17 protein-coding genes are annotated in these 16810 nt (G+C 62.6%); 12 read left to right on the top strand and 5 right to left on the bottom strand.

Features of this window, described 5'->3' with window-relative positions; all coding sequences use genetic code 11:
- Positions 1–11 precede the first annotated feature (11 nt).
- Together ACP7BX_RS02795 and ACP7BX_RS02790 are read right to left on the bottom strand one after the other, a co-directional pair.
- Positions 12–1178, bottom strand: coding sequence for an MFS transporter (locus ACP7BX_RS02795; protein ID WP_038849807.1), 1167 nt, complete (start codon positions 1176–1178; stop codon positions 12–14).
- A 13-nt stretch (positions 1179–1191) separates the two neighbouring features.
- Positions 1192–1518: an ArsR/SmtB family transcription factor gene (locus ACP7BX_RS02790; protein WP_426129706.1), complete on the bottom strand. Its 327-nt coding sequence runs from the start codon at positions 1516–1518 to the stop codon at positions 1192–1194.
- Between the two features lie 154 nt (positions 1519–1672).
- Between ACP7BX_RS02790 and ACP7BX_RS02785 the strand changes: the two genes are divergently transcribed.
- On the top strand, positions 1673–2245 hold the full coding sequence (locus ACP7BX_RS02785; RefSeq protein ID WP_426129704.1) for an ACP phosphodiesterase: 573 nt from the start codon (positions 1673–1675) through the stop codon (positions 2243–2245).
- On the opposite strand, the gene ACP7BX_RS02780 is transcribed toward ACP7BX_RS02785, so the two are convergent.
- Together ACP7BX_RS02780 and olsB are read right to left on the bottom strand one after the other, a co-directional pair.
- Positions 2242–3036 (bottom strand): lysophospholipid acyltransferase family protein, encoded by a 795-nt coding sequence (locus tag ACP7BX_RS02780; RefSeq protein ID WP_426129702.1) that lies wholly within the window; start codon positions 3034–3036, stop codon positions 2242–2244. The two genes, ACP7BX_RS02785 and ACP7BX_RS02780, sit on opposite strands and share 4 nt — an antisense overlap.
- Positions 3036–3791: an L-ornithine N(alpha)-acyltransferase gene (gene olsB, locus ACP7BX_RS02775; protein WP_003172415.1), complete on the bottom strand. Its 756-nt coding sequence runs from the start codon at positions 3789–3791 to the stop codon at positions 3036–3038. The genes ACP7BX_RS02780 and olsB overlap by 1 nt, the downstream gene beginning before the upstream one ends.
- Positions 3792–3978: 187 nt before the next feature.
- Here olsB and ACP7BX_RS02770 point away from each other — a divergent pair, with 187 nt between their 5' ends.
- From ACP7BX_RS02770 to ACP7BX_RS02735, 8 genes are all read left to right on the top strand, one after another.
- Complete coding sequence (locus ACP7BX_RS02770) at positions 3979–5052, top strand: serine hydrolase domain-containing protein (RefSeq protein ID WP_426129700.1); 1074 nt, start codon at positions 3979–3981, stop codon at positions 5050–5052.
- Complete coding sequence (locus tag ACP7BX_RS02765) at positions 5049–5363, top strand: amidase (protein ID WP_426129698.1); 315 nt, start codon at positions 5049–5051, stop codon at positions 5361–5363. Before ACP7BX_RS02770 ends, ACP7BX_RS02765 begins: the two co-directional genes overlap by 4 nt.
- A gap of 108 nt (positions 5364–5471) precedes the next feature.
- Positions 5472–6647 (top strand): M20 aminoacylase family protein, encoded by a 1176-nt coding sequence (locus tag ACP7BX_RS02760; RefSeq protein ID WP_426129696.1) that lies wholly within the window; start codon positions 5472–5474, stop codon positions 6645–6647.
- Positions 6648–6706: 59 nt separating this feature from the next.
- Positions 6707–8017, top strand: coding sequence for a citrate-proton symporter (locus ACP7BX_RS02755; protein WP_426129694.1), 1311 nt, complete (start codon positions 6707–6709; stop codon positions 8015–8017).
- Positions 8014–9456, top strand: a complete 1443-nt coding sequence (locus ACP7BX_RS02750; protein WP_426129692.1) for an amidase — start codon at positions 8014–8016, stop codon at positions 9454–9456. Before ACP7BX_RS02755 ends, ACP7BX_RS02750 begins: the two co-directional genes overlap by 4 nt.
- Before the next feature lie 64 nt (positions 9457–9520).
- Entirely contained in the window at positions 9521–10279 is a 759-nt protein-coding gene (locus tag ACP7BX_RS02745) for an IclR family transcriptional regulator (RefSeq protein ID WP_071496842.1), read from the top strand.
- A gap of 52 nt (positions 10280–10331) precedes the next feature.
- The gene (locus tag ACP7BX_RS02740; protein WP_426129690.1) at positions 10332–10922 is read left to right on the top strand and encodes a YceI family protein; all 591 of its coding nucleotides are present in this window, start codon (positions 10332–10334) and stop codon (positions 10920–10922) included.
- Between the two features lies 1 nt (position 10923).
- The gene (locus ACP7BX_RS02735) at positions 10924–12081 is read left to right on the top strand and encodes a phospholipase D-like domain-containing protein (RefSeq protein WP_426129688.1); all 1158 of its coding nucleotides are present in this window, start codon (positions 10924–10926) and stop codon (positions 12079–12081) included.
- A gap of 129 nt (positions 12082–12210) precedes the next feature.
- Here the strand turns inward: ACP7BX_RS02735 and bglX are convergent, their stop codons facing one another.
- The gene (gene bglX, locus ACP7BX_RS02730) at positions 12211–14502 is read right to left on the bottom strand and encodes a beta-glucosidase BglX (RefSeq protein ID WP_426129686.1); all 2292 of its coding nucleotides are present in this window, start codon (positions 14500–14502) and stop codon (positions 12211–12213) included.
- A 238-nt stretch (positions 14503–14740) separates the two neighbouring features.
- Between bglX and ACP7BX_RS02725 the strand changes: the two genes are divergently transcribed.
- The 3 genes from ACP7BX_RS02725 to ACP7BX_RS02715 are packed head-to-tail and all read left to right on the top strand — an operon-like array spanning position 14741 to position 16745.
- Positions 14741–15352, top strand: coding sequence for a LemA family protein (locus tag ACP7BX_RS02725; protein ID WP_314525716.1), 612 nt, complete (start codon positions 14741–14743; stop codon positions 15350–15352).
- A gap of 18 nt (positions 15353–15370) precedes the next feature.
- On the top strand, positions 15371–16099 hold the full coding sequence (locus ACP7BX_RS02720) for a TPM domain-containing protein (protein ID WP_426129684.1): 729 nt from the start codon (positions 15371–15373) through the stop codon (positions 16097–16099).
- 28 nt (positions 16100–16127) lie between these two features.
- Positions 16128–16745 (top strand): TPM domain-containing protein, encoded by a 618-nt coding sequence (locus ACP7BX_RS02715; RefSeq protein ID WP_033902701.1) that lies wholly within the window; start codon positions 16128–16130, stop codon positions 16743–16745.
- The last annotated feature ends 65 nt before the right edge of the window (positions 16746–16810 follow it).

The raw sequence follows: 16810 nt of genomic DNA, 5'->3' as shown, positions 1-16810 counted from the left end.
TTTGAAGAGGATCAGTTAGTCGCAGGGGCCAGGTCGGCATCGCCGCTCTGACGGAAAGTAATCAGGGTCACCAACAGCGCGAGGATCGCCAGGGCCGCTGCGGCCAAGGGCACGCTGGTCAAGCCGAAACCGTGGGCAATCACACTGCCGCCGACCCAGGCGCCGAGGGCGTTACCGATGTTGAAAGCACCGATGTTCAGGGTGGACACCAGGTTCGGCGCGGCCTTGCCGAAGGTCACCACGTTGATCTGCAACGCAGGCACGGCGGCGAACGATGCGGTGGCCCACAGGAACAGGGTGATTTCGGTCGGGATCACGGCGACGCTGGTCCAGGTCAGTGCCGTGGAGACCACCGCCATGCTGATGAACACGCCGATCAGGGTGGCCGCCAGGCGCTTGTCGGCCAGCTTGCCGCCGATAATGTTGCCGACGGTGAGGCCCAGGCCGATCAGCAGCAGGGTCCAGGTCACGCCTTTGGGCGACACGCCGGTGACATCGCCCAGCAACGGTGCGACGTAGGTGAAGAGGGTGAACATGGACGCGGCAAACAGCGCGGTCATGCTCAACGACAGCCAGATGCCGGCGCCTTTGAGGGCGGCCAGTTCGGCGCGCATGTCGAGTTTCTCTTCATCGCGCTTGGCCGGCAGGAAGCGGATCAGGCCGATCAACGCCACCACCCCAATCACCGTCACCGCCCAAAAGGTCGAGCGCCAGCCGGCTTCCTGGCCGAGAGCCGTGCCCAACGGCACGCCCAGCACGTTGGCCAGAGTCAGGCCGGTGAACATCAAGGCCACGGCAGAAGCCCGCTTGTTGGCCGGCACCAGGTTGGCGGCCACGACTGAACCAATCCCAAAGAATGCACCGTGGCACAGCGCGGTGACGACACGGGCAAACATCAGCACGTTGTAGTCACTGGCCAGGGCGCAGAGCAGGTTGCCGATAATGAAGATGCCCATCAACGCTACCAGCGCCGCCTTGCGTGGCAGCTTGGCGGTGGCCAGCGCCATGAACGGCGCACCGATGGCCACGCCCAGGGCGTAGCCGGTTACCAGCCAGCCGGCGCCAGGAATCGACACGCCCAGGTCCGCCGCCACATCGGGCAGCAAGCCCATGATGACGAACTCGGTGGTGCCGATGGCGAAGGCGCTGAGGGCCAGTATGAGTAGCGAGAGGGGCATCAGGGTTTCCTTGTTACAGCGCGGCGCTGTCGTGCGCGCTGAGTTCGGTGGTGAGCGCGGCGAGGAAGGCCTGGATGGTGTCCTCGTTGCGTCTGAAAAAGTGCCACTGGCCGGCTTTCTGGCTGCTGACCAACCCGGCGCGTTGCAGGGTGGCCAGGTGGGCTGACACGGTCGACTGGGACAAGCCGCAGCGCTGGTCGATCTGCCCGGCGCAGATGCCGTATTCGTGGTTGTGCAGTTGTTCGGGGAATTGCACTTTCGGGTCTTTCAGCCAGGTGAGGATGTCTCGTCGTACTGGGTGCGCCAGGGCTTTTATTATTTCGTCGAGGTCGATGGACATGGCAGGTGCTCGGTGTCGTACAGCGTTATATCGCGATGAGGCGAACTTTATATCGGTCTATCCCGATAGACCAATATGATTTTGGTCTGAGCCTAGACTCATTCGGTATATCGGGTTATAACGATACGTTGAGGGCAGTGGTAGACTGCACGCCATGAATTATCTCGCACATCTGCACCTGGGCGGCCAACTTCCTGCGCAACTGCTGGGTAGCCTCTATGGCGACTTCGTCAAAGGCCGCCTGCAGGGCCAGTACAGCCCGCAAATCGAATCGGCGATCCAGCTGCATCGTTCCATCGACCGCTTCACCGACAGCCACCCGCTGGTGGGGGAGGCGTTGTCACGCTTCAGCCTGACCCGCAGGCGCTATGCCGGGATCGTCCTCGATGTGTTTTTCGACCACTGCCTGGCGCGGGACTGGACGTTGTATGCCGACCAACCGCTGGAGCGTTTCACGTCGCAGGTGTACCGCGTGCTGGCGGCCGAGCCGCAATTGCCGGGGCGGCTGGCGCAGATTGCGCCGTACATGGCGGCGGATGATTGGTTGGGCTCGTACCGCGAGTTTGCGGTGATGGAGCAGGTGTTGCGCGGGATCTCCCGGCGCCTGACACAGCCCGAGGAACTGGGCCATGCCATGCAGGAGTTGCGGGTGTTGTACGAGCCTTTGAGTGAAGATTTCCGGCGGTTCTACCCCCAATTGCAGGCATTCGCCGCCGAACATCGTTAAGCGGCGACCAAGTCTCCAGTGCGACGCGGTTCGACCGGCTGCACCACTTCACCAAACAACGCCTTCTGCACCGCCTGCTGCGCCTGATACGCCAGCGCCGCACGTTCTTGCCCGGCGCAGGCTATCGGCTTGAGCACATGGATTTCCACATCGCCCTGGTCGTTGGCAAACAAACGCATCAGGTGCGAGAGCAAATCATCATCGCCAATAAAAGGCGCCAGCGGGTCCGCTTGGCCGTCACGCAGATAACGGATCGCCACCGGTTGCAGCGACACATCCGCATCGATCGCACTGGCCAGCAAGCGCCCGTGAAAGGTGCGCAGGCTGCGCCCGTCGGTGGTGGTGCCTTCCGGGAACATCAACAGCGGGTGCTGTTGCTCCAAGTGGCGCGTCATCTGCTTGCGGATCAATTGGCTGTCGCCCGAACCGCGACGGATAAACAAGCTGCCAGCCTTGGCCGCCAACCAGCCTGCCACCGGCCAGGTGCGCACTTCGGCCTTGGACAGGAATGACATCGGCGCCACGGCACCCAGCAGCGGAATATCGGTCCAGGACACATGATTGCTCACCCACAGCATCGGCTGCGTTGGCAATTCGCCGTGCACCGTCACGCGAAAGGGCAGGGCGTTGGTCAGCCGCGCCATGAAAAACCGCGACCAACGCTGGCGCCGCACCATCGAGTTTGCGATGCCCAAACGCTCGAACAGCCCAAACACACTGGCCATGCCCAAGCCCAACGCCACCACCACCAGCACGCGGGCAATGCGCCCGTAAACCCGCAGGCGGCTCATTACATTGCAGCCTTGAAGTGGCGGGCGTAACGCGGGCACAGCTCATCGCGCTTGAGCAGGATGAACACGTCAGCCACCTGGAAATCTTCATCCCAGCACGGCTCGCCACAGATCTTCGCACCCAGGCGCATGTAAGCCTTGAGCAACGGCGGCATCTCCGCGATCACGTTGGACGGCAGGTCCAGCGCCGGCAGTGGTTTTTTCGGTTCGGCGCGCAGGTGTTCATTGCACAGGTAGCGTTCGCGCAGACGCTGCATGATCGCGTGCGCCTGGATGCCGCCGTCGTGCATCGGGATGCTCGCGCAACCCATCAGGTAGCTGTAGCCGCCCTGGTTGAGCACTTCGGCCAACTCGCCCCACAACACGGCGATGGTGCCGCCGTTGCGGTAGGCCGGGTCGACGCAGGTGCGGCCGATTTCCAGGATCGGGCCTTGCAGGTGGAGCAAGCCATGCAGGCTGAATTCTTCTTCACTGTAGAACCGACCCAGGGTGCTGGCGGCCTGGTGGTCCAGCAGGCGGGTAGTGGCTACGAGTCGACCGCTGTTCAAGTCCCGCACGCCGATGTGGCTGCAGTGAACATCATAGTCATCCATGTCCAGGCCCAGTTCCGCGCCTTTCAGCTTGGCGTTGAACTCGCCGCTGAACACGTTGAACCGCAGGGCCTGGGCTTCCTGCAACGCCTGCGCGCCAACCAGGCGTTCGGCTTGCAGACGGCGTTCATTGCCGGTGTCGCTGATGCGGGCGATCTGAGTCATGGCGAGTCTCCGAGTGCCGGCCACGATTTCGGCCGGTCGACTTTGTTGTCCAAACTCAGGCTATGGAGGCCCGGTGTCATCTCCATGAAGTTATGGTGACGCTTGGATGACAGCCCTCTGTGTCGCAAATCTGTCATCAGCCTCGGCTAGGCTCGCGGGCTTGAATGCCCCCCTTGAGTTTGCGTCCATGGTCAGAGGCCTGCTGTGTGTTGCCCTGCTGTTCGTCACCGTTGCCGCTCACGCTGAAACCTGGCCCGATAAAGACTGGGCCAAGGGCATACCGCTTTCTGGTCCCGCTGTTGATGCCCTGGAGGCCTACGCTTTCCCGGCGCGGGACGACACCACCCGCCAAGGCATCCGCACCGATGCGTTGTTGGTGATTCGTGACGGTGAAGTGATCTACGAACGCTACGCCGCGCCCACCACCGCCAGCACCCCACATCTCACCTGGTCCGTCAGCAAAAGCCTGATGGCAGCCGTGTTGGGCGTGGCCTATGGCGAAAACCGCTTCAAATTGACCGACCCCGCCGCGCGTTTTTACCCGCCGATGAAACAGCACCCAACCGTGACCATGGCCGACCTGCTGCACTGGGCCTCGGGCCTCGACTGGCAGGAGGACTACGAATACGCGCCGCTGAAATCCTCGGTGGTGGCGATGCTTTACACCCGTGGCCGCGGCGATATGGCCGACTTTGCTGCCGACACCGAGGCTGCCAATGCACCGGGCCAAGTGTTCCGTTATTCCAGCGGCGACACCAATATCCTGTCCGCCACCCTTAAAGGCATGCTCGGGCACAAGGCTTATATGAGTTACCCGTGGGATGCACTGTTCAAGCCTTTGGGCATTCGTAATGCCACCTGGGAAACCGACGCCGATGAAACCTTCGTCGCGTCCTCTTACGTCTACCTCACCGCTCGCGACCTGGCGCGTGTTGGCCTGCTGATGGCGCGGGAGGGTCGCTGGGGCGATCAACAACTCCTGCCGAAAGACTGGGTCGCCTTTAATCGCCAGCCCTTCGACAAGTACAAAGCCGGTCAGGACGAAGCCGTCCCCGGTGGTCATTGGTGGCTCAATAAAGGTGCTCCAAGGCCCTGGCCCGACGCCCCCGCCGACACCTTCGCCGCCCTCGGTCACTGGGGCCAGGCGCTGTACGTGATACCTGACGAACACCTGGTCATCGTGCGCTACGGCGACGACCGCGACGGTAGCTATCGGCATAACGAACTGCTCAAACGCGTGCTCGCGGCGGTGCAACCATGATCCGCCGTCGGCCGTTTACCAGTGTGTTTCTGCTGCTGTTGTTCGCCTTACTGGGTTGGCTCTGGCACGAACGCGTCAACCTGCAAGCCTTCCCCGACATCATTGCGGCCTACACCGCCAAGGAGTACTGCTCGTGCCGCTATGTGGCGAACAACCCGGCGGAGTATTGCCGGGGGTATGTGAAGCAGTACGTGCCGACCAGCGCGTTCAGCGACAACCCGGAGCGTAGTGAGGTGACGGCCAGCGGTTTGGGGCGTACGCACACGGCGAGGTGGTTGGGCGACCGACAGGGGTGTCGCCTATTACCCTGAGGTTCCACAGGGTGGAACCACCTTTGATTGTCCTCTTGCCCACATCGCGGTTAGCTGGCGATGTGCAGCAAACAAGAACGGGAACACCCGCCTGTGAGGAGAATCACCATGCGCCCACACCAGCACATCCTGGATTGGCTCAGCGACGTTGCCGGCGATTTGCACGCCGTGCGCCAAGACATCCACGCCCATCCTGAACTCGGCTTTGAAGAGAATCGCACCAGTGCGCTCGTTGCCAAATCGCTGCAGGACTGGGGCTACGAAGTGCACACCGGCATCGGCAAGACCGGCGTGGTGGGCGTGCTGCGCAATGGCGGCAGCCCGCGCACCCTGGGCATTCGTGCCGACATGGATGCGTTACCCATCATCGAAAACACCGGCGCGTCCTATACCAGCCAGCACGCCGGTTGCATGCACGCCTGCGGGCATGACGGCCACACCACCATGTTGCTCGGCGCCGCGCGCTACCTGGCGGCGACGCGGCAGTTCGACGGCACCTTGAACCTGATTTTCCAACCCGCCGAAGAAGGCCAGGGCGGCGCCGAAGCCATGCTGGCCGACGGTTTGCTGGAGCGTTTTCCCTGCGATGGCTTGTTTGGCATGCACAACATGCCGGGGCTGCCGGCGGGGCATCTGGGCTTGCGTGTCGGGCCGATGATGGCCTCGCAGGACTTGCTCACCGTGACCCTCGAAGGCGTTGGCGGCCATGGCTCCATGCCACATCTGACGGTGGACCCGTTGGTCGCGGCGGCGAGCATGGTCATGGCGTTGCAGACGGTGGTGTCGCGCACTATCGACACCCAGGAAGCCGCCGTGGTCACGGTCGGCGCGCTGCAAGCGGGCCAGGCAGCCAATGTGATCCCCCAAGAGGCGTTGTTGCGTTTGAGCCTGCGCGCGCTCAATCCCAAGGTGCGTGAGCAGATGCTGGAGCGCGTGTTCGCCATCATCCAGACCCAGGCCGCCAGCTTTGGCTGCACGGTGCAGATCGAACACCGCCCGGCCTATCCGGTGTTGGTCAATCACGCCGAAGAAACCGAATTCGCCCGCCAGGTCGGCGTCGCCTTGCTCGGCGCCGACGCGGTGGACGGTAACACCCGCACGCTGATGGGCAGCGAAGACTTCGCCTGGATGCTGCAACGCTGCCCCGGCAGCTACCTGTTCATCGGCAACGGCGTGTCGCGGCCGATGGTGCATAACCCCGCTTATGACTTCAACGACGACATCCTGCTGACTGGCGCCGCCTATTGGGGCGCGCTGGCCGAGAGCTGGCTCAAGCCTGCCTGACGACCTTCTTTTTCTGCCGCTGGACCCTTTCCCACTTTTGGTTGAATGGAGTGTTCCTCATGCAGACTGCAAAACCAGGTGTGTCCCGCACCCGCCAAGTGGTGGCGGCCGTGATCGGCAATGCGCTGGAATGGTATGACTTCATTGTTTACGGCTTTCTGGCGAGCATCATCGCCCGGCAGTTTTTTCCTTCAGATGACGAGTACGCCTCGCTGCTGATGGCCTTGGCCACTTTCGGCGTGGGCTTTTTCATGCGTCCGGTTGGCGGCATCCTGTTGGGGATCTATTCCGACCGCAAAGGCCGCAAGGCTGCGATGCAGTTGATTATCCGGCTGATGACCGTGTCCATCGCGTTGATCGCGTTCGCGCCCAATTACGCCGCCATCGGTATGGGCGCGCCGTTGTTGATCGTGGTGGCGCGCATGCTTCAAGGGTTTGCCACCGGCGGTGAATACGCGAGCGCCACAGCGTTCCTGGTGGAAAGCGCGCCGGCCCATCGCAAGGGCTTATATGGCTCCTGGCAATTGGTGGGGCAATGCCTGGCCGTGTTCGGCGGCGCGGCGATGGTGGCGGCGGTCACGCATTTCTTTTCGCCGCAAACCCTCGACCTGTGGGGCTGGCGCTTGCCGTTCGTGTTCGGTTTGTTGATCGGTCCGGTGGGCCTGTGGATTCGTCGACACATGGAAGATCCAGAGGAATTCATCGAGGCACGCAAACAGGCAACCGGCACGGCGCCGAGCCTGATGCAGGTGGTGCGCGAGCATCGGCGCAGCATCCTCGTCTCCATGGGCCTGGCCTGTGGCGCGACGGTGTCGTTCTATGTGGTGCTGGTGAACATGCCGACCTTCGCCCATAAAAGCCTCGGTCTGCCGCTGGATCAAGTGCTGATGGTGCAGATGTTTGCGGTGGCACTGATGACCGTAGTGATTCCACTGTCTGGGCTGCTCTCGGATCGCCTGGGGCGGCGGCCGGTGTTGATGGCGTTCACCTTGGCGTTTTTTGTGATGGTCTATCCGCTGTATGTGTGGGTCGCTGCTGCACCGTCCATCGAGCGTCTGCTGGTGATGCAGGTGATGCTGTGCACCGCCATCGGCGGCTTTTTCGGGCCGGCACCGACGGCATTGGCTGAGCAGTTTCCCATCGAAGTTCGCTCGACCGGTGTATCGGTCGCCTATAACGTGGCGGTCATGGTGTTCGGCGGTTTCGCGCCGTTGATTGTCACTTGGCTGACCCAAGTGCTGGGCACGCCCGTCGCGCCATCTTTCTATGTATTGTTCGCTTGCGTGCTGACGCTGCTGGGCACTTACTGCATGCATGAGGCGCCGCGGGCCAAGCAACCGCAGCCGTTTTCCAAAGAGGTGAAGCCTTGAGTATTGTTGATTGGGATGCCACTGAACTGTCGCGGGCGATCCATGCGCGGCAGGTGTCGTGCGAAGAGGTGATGCAGGCCTACCTGGCGCAGATCCAGCGCTTCAATCCGACGGTGAATGCGCTGGTGTCGCTGCGCGATGCCGATGACGTGTTGGCCGAGGCGCGGGAACGTGATCGCGAGCTGGACCAAGGCCAGTCACGCGGCTGGATGCACGGCATGCCCCAGGCGATCAAGGACCTCGCGGCGACCCAAGGCTTGCGCACCACCCTGGGTTCGCCGCTGTTCGCCGAGCACGTACCCAGCGAAGACGCCATCAGCGTGGCGCGGGTGCGGGCCAGTGGCGCGATCATCATCGGCAAGACTAACGTGCCGGAGTTCGGCCTGGGTTCGCAGACCTACAACACGCTGTTCGGCACCACCGGCAATGCCTACGACCCCAGCCTCGTCGCGGGCGGCAGCAGCGGCGGGGCGGCGGTGGCCCTGGCGCTGCGCATGCTGCCGGTGGCTGACGGCAGCGACATGATGGGCTCGCTGCGCAACCCGGCGGCGTTCAACAACGTGTTTGGCTTGCGTCCGTCCCAAGGCCGTGTGCCTTATGGGCCGACGCCGGAACTGTTCGTGCAGCAATTGGGCACCGAAGGCCCGATGGGCCGCAGCGTCACGGATGTGGCGCGGTTGTTGAGTATCCAGGCGGGTTACGACCCACGGGTGCCGTTGTCGTCCAAGGAGGATCCGGCGGTGTTCGGCCAGCCCTTGCAGCGCGATTTCAAGGGCGCGCGCCTGGGCTGGCTGGGGGATTACAATGGCTATCTGCCGATGGACGACGGCGTGCTGAGCCTGTGCGAATCGGCCCTCGGCGATTTCACTGCGCTGGGCTGCACGGTGGAAAGCTGCCAGCCGGACTTTTCCATGGCGCGGCTGTGGCGCAGCTGGTTGGTGCATCGCCACTGGCTGGTGCACGGCAACCTCGGCGCGGCCTACGCCAACCCGCAGAAACGCGCACTGCTCAAGCCCGAAGCGCAATGGGAAGTCGAGGGCGGCCTGGGTTTGACGGCCCAGCAGGTGTACCAGGCGTCGGTGGATCGCAGCGAGTGGTATCGCGCGCTCGCCAAGCTGTTCGAACGTTACGATTTCCTGCTGTTGCCGACTGCCCAAGTGTTCCCTTTCGATGCACAACAGCCCTGGCCACGCCTTGTTGGCGGGCGCGAAATGGACACCTATCACCGCTGGATGGAGGGGGTGATCGGCCCGACCCTGGCCGGGCTGCCGAGCATGAACGTGCCGGTGGGGTTCAACCCCCAGGGCCTGCCCATGGGCGTGCAGATCATCGGCCCGGCCCAGGCGGATCGCGCGGTACTGCAATTGGCCTATGCTCATGAGCAACTGACGCAATGGGTGCAGCGTCGGCCGCCGACGTGCCTGGCGTCGGCGGATTGATCCGCGACCGGGCCTGTATCTTGCTGTGAACAATGATCATCCATCGGCAACAGGGAGATCGAACATGGAGACAGGCACCGTACGCTCGGTCGAGCGCGCACTGGCAATCGTCGAGTTGCTGGGCGAGCACCAGGCCCTGGGGCTGGAGGAGTTGCACTACCTCACACGTCTGCCCAAGGCCACGGTGTCGCGCATGTTGCTGACGTTGCAGGAGCAGGGCTGGGTCTATCGTGGCCTGAGTGATCGCCGTTACCGCCTGCGCGCCCAACGCCTGTTTGGTGACACCCAGCAACGCTTCAAACGCCAGGTGGTAGAGAGCGCGGCGCCGTGGCTGCTGGAACTCAGCGAGCGCACTGGGCTGGTGGTGGATTTATCCTGTTTTGATGGCGAGCGCCTGGAAGTCATGGAAAGCGCGATCCCCAGCGTGTTGCGCAAGCTATACCCCAACAATTGCCAGATCGTCGGCCAGCACGCCAGCCTGTTTCATTCGGCGATGGGCAAGGCCTGCCTGACCCAGTTACCGGCCGAAGAGGTGCAACGGTTGGCGGGGCGCGACCAGGTGGCGGCGGACGAGCAATACCAGGCCTGCGAGCAAACCCAGCACCAGGGCTTCGGCCAGCGCACCGAGGGGTATTGGGAGTATCCGGTGCGCCTGCCGTTTCTGATTCGCGCCGTGGCCCTGCCGGTGCGCGCCAACGGTCGCCTGGTCGGCAGCATGGCGTTGCATTGGCCGATGCATCAGGCGCCGGTGGAGCGGGTGTTGAACCTGCACATGGCCAGCCTGGAAGAGACGGTGCGCGAAGTGCAGCGCGCATTGGCGTAACCCTCGCGATCCGGTTAAGGTTCGTTCAGGTTTTTCGCCCCATGAGTCTTCAATGTTCAACGCTTCTGTGATCAAACCCCTGGCCTTGGCGCTGTTGGCCGCCGCCGCTGTGCCTGCCCATGCCGACTGGTACCTGGATAACGAGTCCTCGCGTCTGTCCTTCGTCACCACCAAGAACACCGAAATCGCTGAAGTGCAGCGCTTCCTGGTGTTGCACGGCAAGGTCGACAGCAAGGGCGCGGCGCAACTGGAGGTGGAGCTGGAGTCGGTCAACAGCGGCGTCCCGCTGCGCGACGAGCGCATGCGCAACCAGTTGTTCGAGATCAAGACCTTTCCCGATGCGTTGATCAACGCGCAGATCAACCTGCAGCCGATCAACGATTTGGCCCCTGGCGCGCAACTGGAATTGCGCCTGCCGTTGTCCGTGACCCTGCACGGCAAGACCCAAACCTACAACGCCGAGCTGTTGGCCACGCGCTTGGATGACCGACGCTTCCAGGTGGTGACCCTGGAACCGCTGGTGATGCATGCCGAGGACTTTGACCTGGCGCCGGGTGTGGCGGCGTTGCGCAAAGCGGCGGGGCTCAAGTCGATCAGTCTATCGGTGCCGGTGGGTGCGGTGCTGATCTTCACGGCGCGCTGACATGAGCGGCGCGGTGTTCCCTTGGCGCAGCGCCAACCGTTTCGAATTGCTGATCGACGGGCCGAATTTCTTCCCGCAGATGCTGGTGGACATTGCCCGCGCCGAGCGGCAAGTCGAGCTGGAGTTGTACCTGGTGGAAGCCGGGAGCTGTGCCGAAGCCATGGTGCAGGCGTTGGTGCTCGCCGCCGAACGTGGCGTGCACGTGCGCTGCCTGTTCGATGATTACGGCAGCCTGGCGTTTACCCTCGGGCTGCGCAAACGCCTGACCGACGCCGGTGTGGAGCTGCGTTTCTACAATCGCCTGAGCTGGCGCCGTTGGATGCGCAATCTGTACCGCGATCATCGCAAACTGTTATTGATCGACCAGAGCATCGCCTTTGTCGGCGGCACCGGCGTGACCGATGAATTCTGGACGCCGGGCGATGACAGCGCCGACTGGCATGAAGTCATGGTGCAGATCAGCGGCCCGTTGGTGCAGGACTGGCAGGCCCTGTTCGACCGCCAATGGCACGCCAACAACGCGCGCCGCGCCTGGAAACCCGCCACCCATTTCGGCTTGCCACGCTTGCCCAGGATGCCGGCCACCGGGCCGGGGCTAGGCCGCGTCGCCTACGCCGACGCCCGACAACACCGGGATATTCTGCAATCGCTGATCCGTGCGCTGAACAGCGGCAAACAGCGGATCTGGTTGGCGACCCCGTATTTTTTGCCCACCTGGGGCGTACGCCGTGCGTTACGTCGGGCCGCAGGGCGTGGCGTAGACGTGCGTTTGCTGCTCACCGGCCCGCGCACCGATCACCCGTCCGTGCGCTATGCCGGCCACCGTTATTACCCGCGCTTGCTGCGTTCGGGCGTGCAGATCTTTGAATACCAACCGTGTTTCCTGCACCTGAAAATGGTGCTGGTGGATGACTGGGTCAGCGTGGGCTCGTGCAATTTCGACCACTGGAACCTGCGCTTCAACCTGGACGCCAACCTGGAGGCGTTGGACCCTGAATTGACGCGGGCGGTGGCGGGCAGTTTCGAGCGGGATTTCGCGCAGAGCCAGGCCGTGAGCCTGGAAACGTGGAAGTCGAGGCCGCTGTGGCGGCGGGTGAAGCAGCGGGTGTGGGGGTGGATTGATCGGTTGGTGGTGAATTTGCTGGATAGACGCGGCTAGTTAAGTCAACTCGATCTAAATGTGGGAGCGTGCTTGCTCGCGAAGGCGCAGTGTCAGCCACTGAATAGTTGACTGATCTACCGCTTTCGCGAGCAAGCCCGCTCCCACATTTTTTGACCGCGTCAGGCTTTACAGCAGTTCGAACGTCTGCTGCTGCACATCCTGGGAATCCAACCCGATCTGCACATTGAACTCACCCGGTTCCGCGGCGAACTTGAGCTGGGTGTTGTAGAACTTCAAGTCTTCCTCGGTGATGGTGAAGTGCAACGTGCGCTCTTCACCCGCCTTGAGCATGACCTTCTGGAAGTTCTTCAGCTCCTTGATCGGGCGGATCATCGAGCCGGCTACGTCCTGGATATACAACTGCACAACCGTTTCGCCATCCACCTTGCCGGTGTTGGTCACGGTGACACTGGCGTCGAGCTTGCCGGTCTTGTTCAGGGTGGTGGACGACAAGGCCATGTCCGACAGGCTGAATGTGCTGTAGCTCAAGCCGTAGCCGAACGGGAACAGGGGACCGGTGGTGTCATCGAAGTACTGCGAGGTGTAGTTGCCCGGCTTGCCTGGGGTGAACGGCCGGCCGATGGTCAGGTGGTTGTAGTAGGTCGGAATCTGCCCCACCGAGCGTGGGAAGGTGATCGGCAGTTTGCCCGACGGGTTGTAGTCACCAAACAGCACGTCGGCAATCGCGTTGCCGCCTTCGGTGCCGGCGAACCAGGTTTCCAGGATCGCGTCGGCCTGTTGGTTCTCTTCCAAAATCGACAATGGGCGGCCATTCATCAGCACCAACACCAGCGGCTTGCCGGTGGCTTTCAAGGCCTTGATCAGGTCGCGCTGGCTTTGCGGGATGTTCAGGTCGGTGCGGCTTGAGGATTCATGAGACATGCCACGGGACTCGCCCACGGCAGCCACCACCACATCGGCATCCTTGGCGGCCTTGACGGCCTCGTCGATCATCACCTGGGCTGGGCGGGTGTCATCCACCACTTCCGGCGCATCGAAGTTGAGGAAGTTCAGGTAGTCGACCACGGCCTTGTCGTTGGTGATGTTGGCGCCACGGGCGTAGATGATCTTGCCTTTCTCGCCGATCACCGCGTTCAAGCCGTCGAGCAGGGTGACCGATTGTTCCGGCTTACCGGCGGCAGCCCAACTGCCCATCATGTCGATCGGCGCCTTGGCCAGCGGGCCGACCAGGGCGATGGTCGCGGATTTCTTCAGCGGCAGCGTGTTGTTCTGGTTTTTCAGCAGCACCAGGCTGCGGCGGGCGATGTCGCGGGCTTCGGCGCGATGCAGGCGGCTTTCGGCGTAGGTGTCGGCCGGGTCATCCTCGGCCTTGCCGATGCGCAGGTACGGGTCTTTGAACAAGCCCATGTCGTACTTGGCGCCGAGCACTTCGCGCACGGCGTTGTCGATGTCGCTTTGCTCGATCTCGCCGGACTTGAGCAGGCCGGGCAATTCCTTGCCGTACAGCGAGTCGTTCATGCTCATGTCGATGCCGGCCTTGATCGCCAGCTTAGCGGCTTCGCGCCCGTCCTTGGCCACGCCATGCTTGATCAGCTCGAAGATCGCGCCGTGGTCGCTCACGGCCAGGCCCTTGAAGCCCCAGTCCTTGCGCAGCAGGTCGTTCATCAGCCAGGTGTTGGCGGTGGCGGGCACGCCGTTGATCGAGTTCAGCGCCACCATCACGCCGCCGGAACCGGCCTTGATCGCCGCGTGGTACGGCGGCAGGTAGTCCTGGTACATCTTGACCGGGCTCATGTCGACCACGTTGTAGTCGCGGCCGCCTTCCACTGCGCCGTACAGGGCGAAGTGCTTGACGCTGGCCATGATGCTGTCGGCATTCGCGGGGCTTACGCCCTGGAACGCCTTGACCATCACTTCGGCGATGCGTGAGACCAGGTAGGTGTCTTCACCGAAGCCTTCGGAGGTGCGGCCCCAGCGTGGGTCGCGAGAGATGTCGACCATCGGCGCAAAGGTGATGTCGAGGCTGTCGGCGGCGGCTTCCTGGGCGGCGATGCGCCCGGAGCGGCCGATGGCGTCCATGTCCCAGCTGGAGGCCAGGGCCAGGCTGATCGGGAAAATCGTGCGGTGGCCGTGGATCACGTCGTAGGCGAAGAACATCGGGATCTTCAGGCGGCTGCGCATGGCCGCGTCCTGCATCGGACGGTTTTCCGGGCGGGTGATGGAGTTGAAGGTGCCACCGATGCGGCCGGCGGCGATTTCCTTGCGGATCAATTCGCGGGGCATTTCGGGGCCGATGCTGATCAGGCGCAATTGGCCGATCTTTTCATCGAGGGTCATCTGCTTGAGCAGGTCGCTGACAAAGGCGTCCTTGTCTTTAAGCGCAGCAGGCTTTGTTTCTGCCCATACGGGGTGACTGGCCAGAGTGGCAACAAGGCCGAGCAAACACAGCTTCTTCATGAATATCCTTTTTCGGCTCACTGCACAGCGATAACGCTGATCGGCCAAAATGTGGGGAGCGTCTATTGTTGTTCGGGTGTTGTTCAGATAAATGCAGCACACTCTGAACTCTTTTTTGCGCTGGGCATCTTTGTAGCTGATTGGCTCGATGCAATCCAGTGGTGGCGGATTATGCCCCAAGCGCGCGGTGTATAGGGTCAGTTGTAACATTCCATCAAGATTGGGCAGGAGAAACACCATGCAAGCAGCACAGGGTTACCGCTGGGGCTTGAAAGCCGCAGCTTTGCTATTCATCAGCACGGTGCTGAGCGGTTGCGGCATCAACAACATTCCCACACTGGATGAACAGGCCAAGGCGGCCTGGGGCCAGGTGCAGAACCAATACCAACGCCGCGCCGACCTGATCCCCAACCTGGTGGAAGTGGTCAAGGGCTACGCCGCCCATGAGCAAGATACCCTCACCGCCGTGATTGAAGCGCGGGCCAAGGCCACCTCGATCCAGGTGGATGCGAGCACCCTCGACAACCCGGAAAAACTCAAGCAGTTCCAGCAGGCCCAAGATGGCTTGAGCGGCGCACTCAGCCGCTTGATGGTGGTGTCTGAGCGCTACCCGGACCTGAAGGCCAACCAGAACTTCCTGGCCCTGCAATCCCAGCTTGAAGGCACTGAGAACCGTATCGCCGTGGCTCGCCGCGACTTTATCCAGGCGGTGCAGGCCTACAACACTGAGATCCGCACTTTCCCTGGCCGTCTGTGGCACAGCGTGATGTACAGCGACTTGCCGATCCGCGCCACGTTTGAAGCCACCAGTGCCGATGCCGATAAAGCGCCGCAAGTGAAGTTCAAATAAGGCTGCACTGAGGTGTCGATGCGTTTATTACGGATAGGCCTGGCGTTGTGGCTGTTGGCCTGCGTCGGTGCGGCCCAGGCAGCGCTGACCTTCCCGGCGCTGACTGGGCGGGTGGTGGACAACGCCCAGATGATCGACCCGGCCACGCGCCAGCAACTGACGCAGCAGTTGCAGGCGCTGGAGCAGACCTCCGGCGACCAGATCGTGGTGGTCACCGTACCTGACCTGCAGGGCGTGCCCATTGAAGATTTCGGTTATCAATTGGGCCGCGCGTGGGGGATCGGCCAGAAGGGCAAGGACAACGGTGCGCTGTTGATCGTCGCCCGCGATGAGCGCAAATTGCGCATCGAAGTCGGCTATGGCCTGGAAGGTGTGCTCACCGATGCGCAGTCGTGGGTGATCATCAACCAGGTGATTGCGCCGGCGTTCAAGGCCGGCAACTTCAGCAAAGGCATCAGCGACGGCGTGGCCGCGATGGTGCAGGTGGTGGGCGGCGAGCCACTGGCCGTGCCGGCGCATGTGGCGGATGCCAACTTTGCCAAGGATAATCCCGGGTTTTCCATTGGCCTGTTTATCCTGCTGATCGGCGTGTTGTGGCTGTGCAATCGCATGGGGCTGCCGGTGGGCGCTATCTTGCTGGCGATTCTCAGCAGCAGCGGCCGTGGCGGTGGCGGCGGGGGAGGCGGCGGTGGTTTTCGGGGCGGCGGTGGCGGCTTCGGCGGCGGCGGGGCTTCAGGCGGCTGGTGATGATAATAATGAGAGAGCAAGCACAACCATGGCATTACTGACTGAACACGAGCAGCGCCAAGTCGCGGAAGCGATCGCCCGCGTCGAGAAAACCACCGACGCGGAGCTGGTGACCGTGCTGGCCGCCCGCGCCGACGACTACGCCTATATCCCGCTGTTATGGGCCAGCCTGATCGCGTTGGTGGTGCCCGGCGTGGTGCATTACTTGTCGGGTTACCTGACCATGTACACCTTGTTGTTGGCGCAATGGGCGACATTCATCGTGTTGTGCCTGGTGTTCCGTTTGCCCAAGGTGACCACGCGGTTGATCCCCCGTTCGGTGCGCCACTGGCGTGCGTCCAACCTGGCGCGGCGGCAGTTCCTGGAGCAGAACCTGCACCACACCCTGGGCAGCACCGGCGTGCTGATTTTTGTCAGCGAGGCGGAGCGGTACGTGGAGATTCTGGTGGATGACGGCATTTCCAAACGGCTGGATGACGGCAGTTGGGATGTGATCGTCAAGGCGTTTACCCAGCAGGTGAAACAGGGGCAGACGTTGGCGGGGTTTATCGACTGCATCGAAGCCTGCGGCGAGTTGTTGAAGGTGCATGTGCCGGTGACGCAGACCCGCAATGAACTGCCCAATCGATTGGTGGTGCTGGAGTAAGGCGTACCGCTGGTCAAATAACTCCGTGCCCTGGCGGGCTATCCCCCCTAAAATGCCCGGCATTC

Source organism: Pseudomonas sp. DWP3-1-3b3, assembly GCF_049896305.1.
Lineage (GTDB): Bacteria > Pseudomonadota > Gammaproteobacteria > Pseudomonadales > Pseudomonadaceae > Aquipseudomonas > Aquipseudomonas azotoformans_A.
This window is presented reverse-complemented; position numbering and strand designations above follow the sequence as displayed.

Bases quoted from the DNA above. Each gene is read 5' to 3' on its own strand.
- ACP7BX_RS02795 (WP_038849807.1), bottom strand. From the start codon at position 1,178: ATGCCCCTCTCGCTACTCATACTGGCCCTCAGCGCCTTCGCCATCGGC.
- ACP7BX_RS02790 (WP_426129706.1), bottom strand. From the start codon at position 1,518: ATGTCCATCGACCTCGACGAAATAATAAAAGCCCTGGCGCACCCAGTA.
- ACP7BX_RS02785 (WP_426129704.1), top strand. From the start codon at position 1,673: ATGAATTATCTCGCACATCTGCACCTGGGCGGCCAACTTCCTGCGCAA.
- ACP7BX_RS02780 (WP_426129702.1), bottom strand. From the start codon at position 3,036: ATGAGCCGCCTGCGGGTTTACGGGCGCATTGCCCGCGTGCTGGTGGTG.
- olsB (WP_003172415.1), bottom strand. From the start codon at position 3,791: ATGACTCAGATCGCCCGCATCAGCGACACCGGCAATGAACGCCGTCTG.
- ACP7BX_RS02770 (WP_426129700.1), top strand. From the start codon at position 3,979: ATGGTCAGAGGCCTGCTGTGTGTTGCCCTGCTGTTCGTCACCGTTGCC.
- ACP7BX_RS02765 (WP_426129698.1), top strand. From the start codon at position 5,049: ATGATCCGCCGTCGGCCGTTTACCAGTGTGTTTCTGCTGCTGTTGTTC.
- ACP7BX_RS02760 (WP_426129696.1), top strand. From the start codon at position 5,472: ATGCGCCCACACCAGCACATCCTGGATTGGCTCAGCGACGTTGCCGGC.
- ACP7BX_RS02755 (WP_426129694.1), top strand. From the start codon at position 6,707: ATGCAGACTGCAAAACCAGGTGTGTCCCGCACCCGCCAAGTGGTGGCG.
- ACP7BX_RS02745 (WP_071496842.1), top strand. From the start codon at position 9,521: ATGGAGACAGGCACCGTACGCTCGGTCGAGCGCGCACTGGCAATCGTC.
- ACP7BX_RS02740 (WP_426129690.1), top strand. From the start codon at position 10,332: ATGTTCAACGCTTCTGTGATCAAACCCCTGGCCTTGGCGCTGTTGGCC.
- ACP7BX_RS02735 (WP_426129688.1), top strand. From the start codon at position 10,924: ATGAGCGGCGCGGTGTTCCCTTGGCGCAGCGCCAACCGTTTCGAATTG.
- bglX (WP_426129686.1), bottom strand. From the start codon at position 14,502: ATGAAGAAGCTGTGTTTGCTCGGCCTTGTTGCCACTCTGGCCAGTCAC.
- ACP7BX_RS02725 (WP_314525716.1), top strand. From the start codon at position 14,741: ATGCAAGCAGCACAGGGTTACCGCTGGGGCTTGAAAGCCGCAGCTTTG.
- ACP7BX_RS02720 (WP_426129684.1), top strand. From the start codon at position 15,371: ATGCGTTTATTACGGATAGGCCTGGCGTTGTGGCTGTTGGCCTGCGTC.
- ACP7BX_RS02715 (WP_033902701.1), top strand. From the start codon at position 16,128: ATGGCATTACTGACTGAACACGAGCAGCGCCAAGTCGCGGAAGCGATC.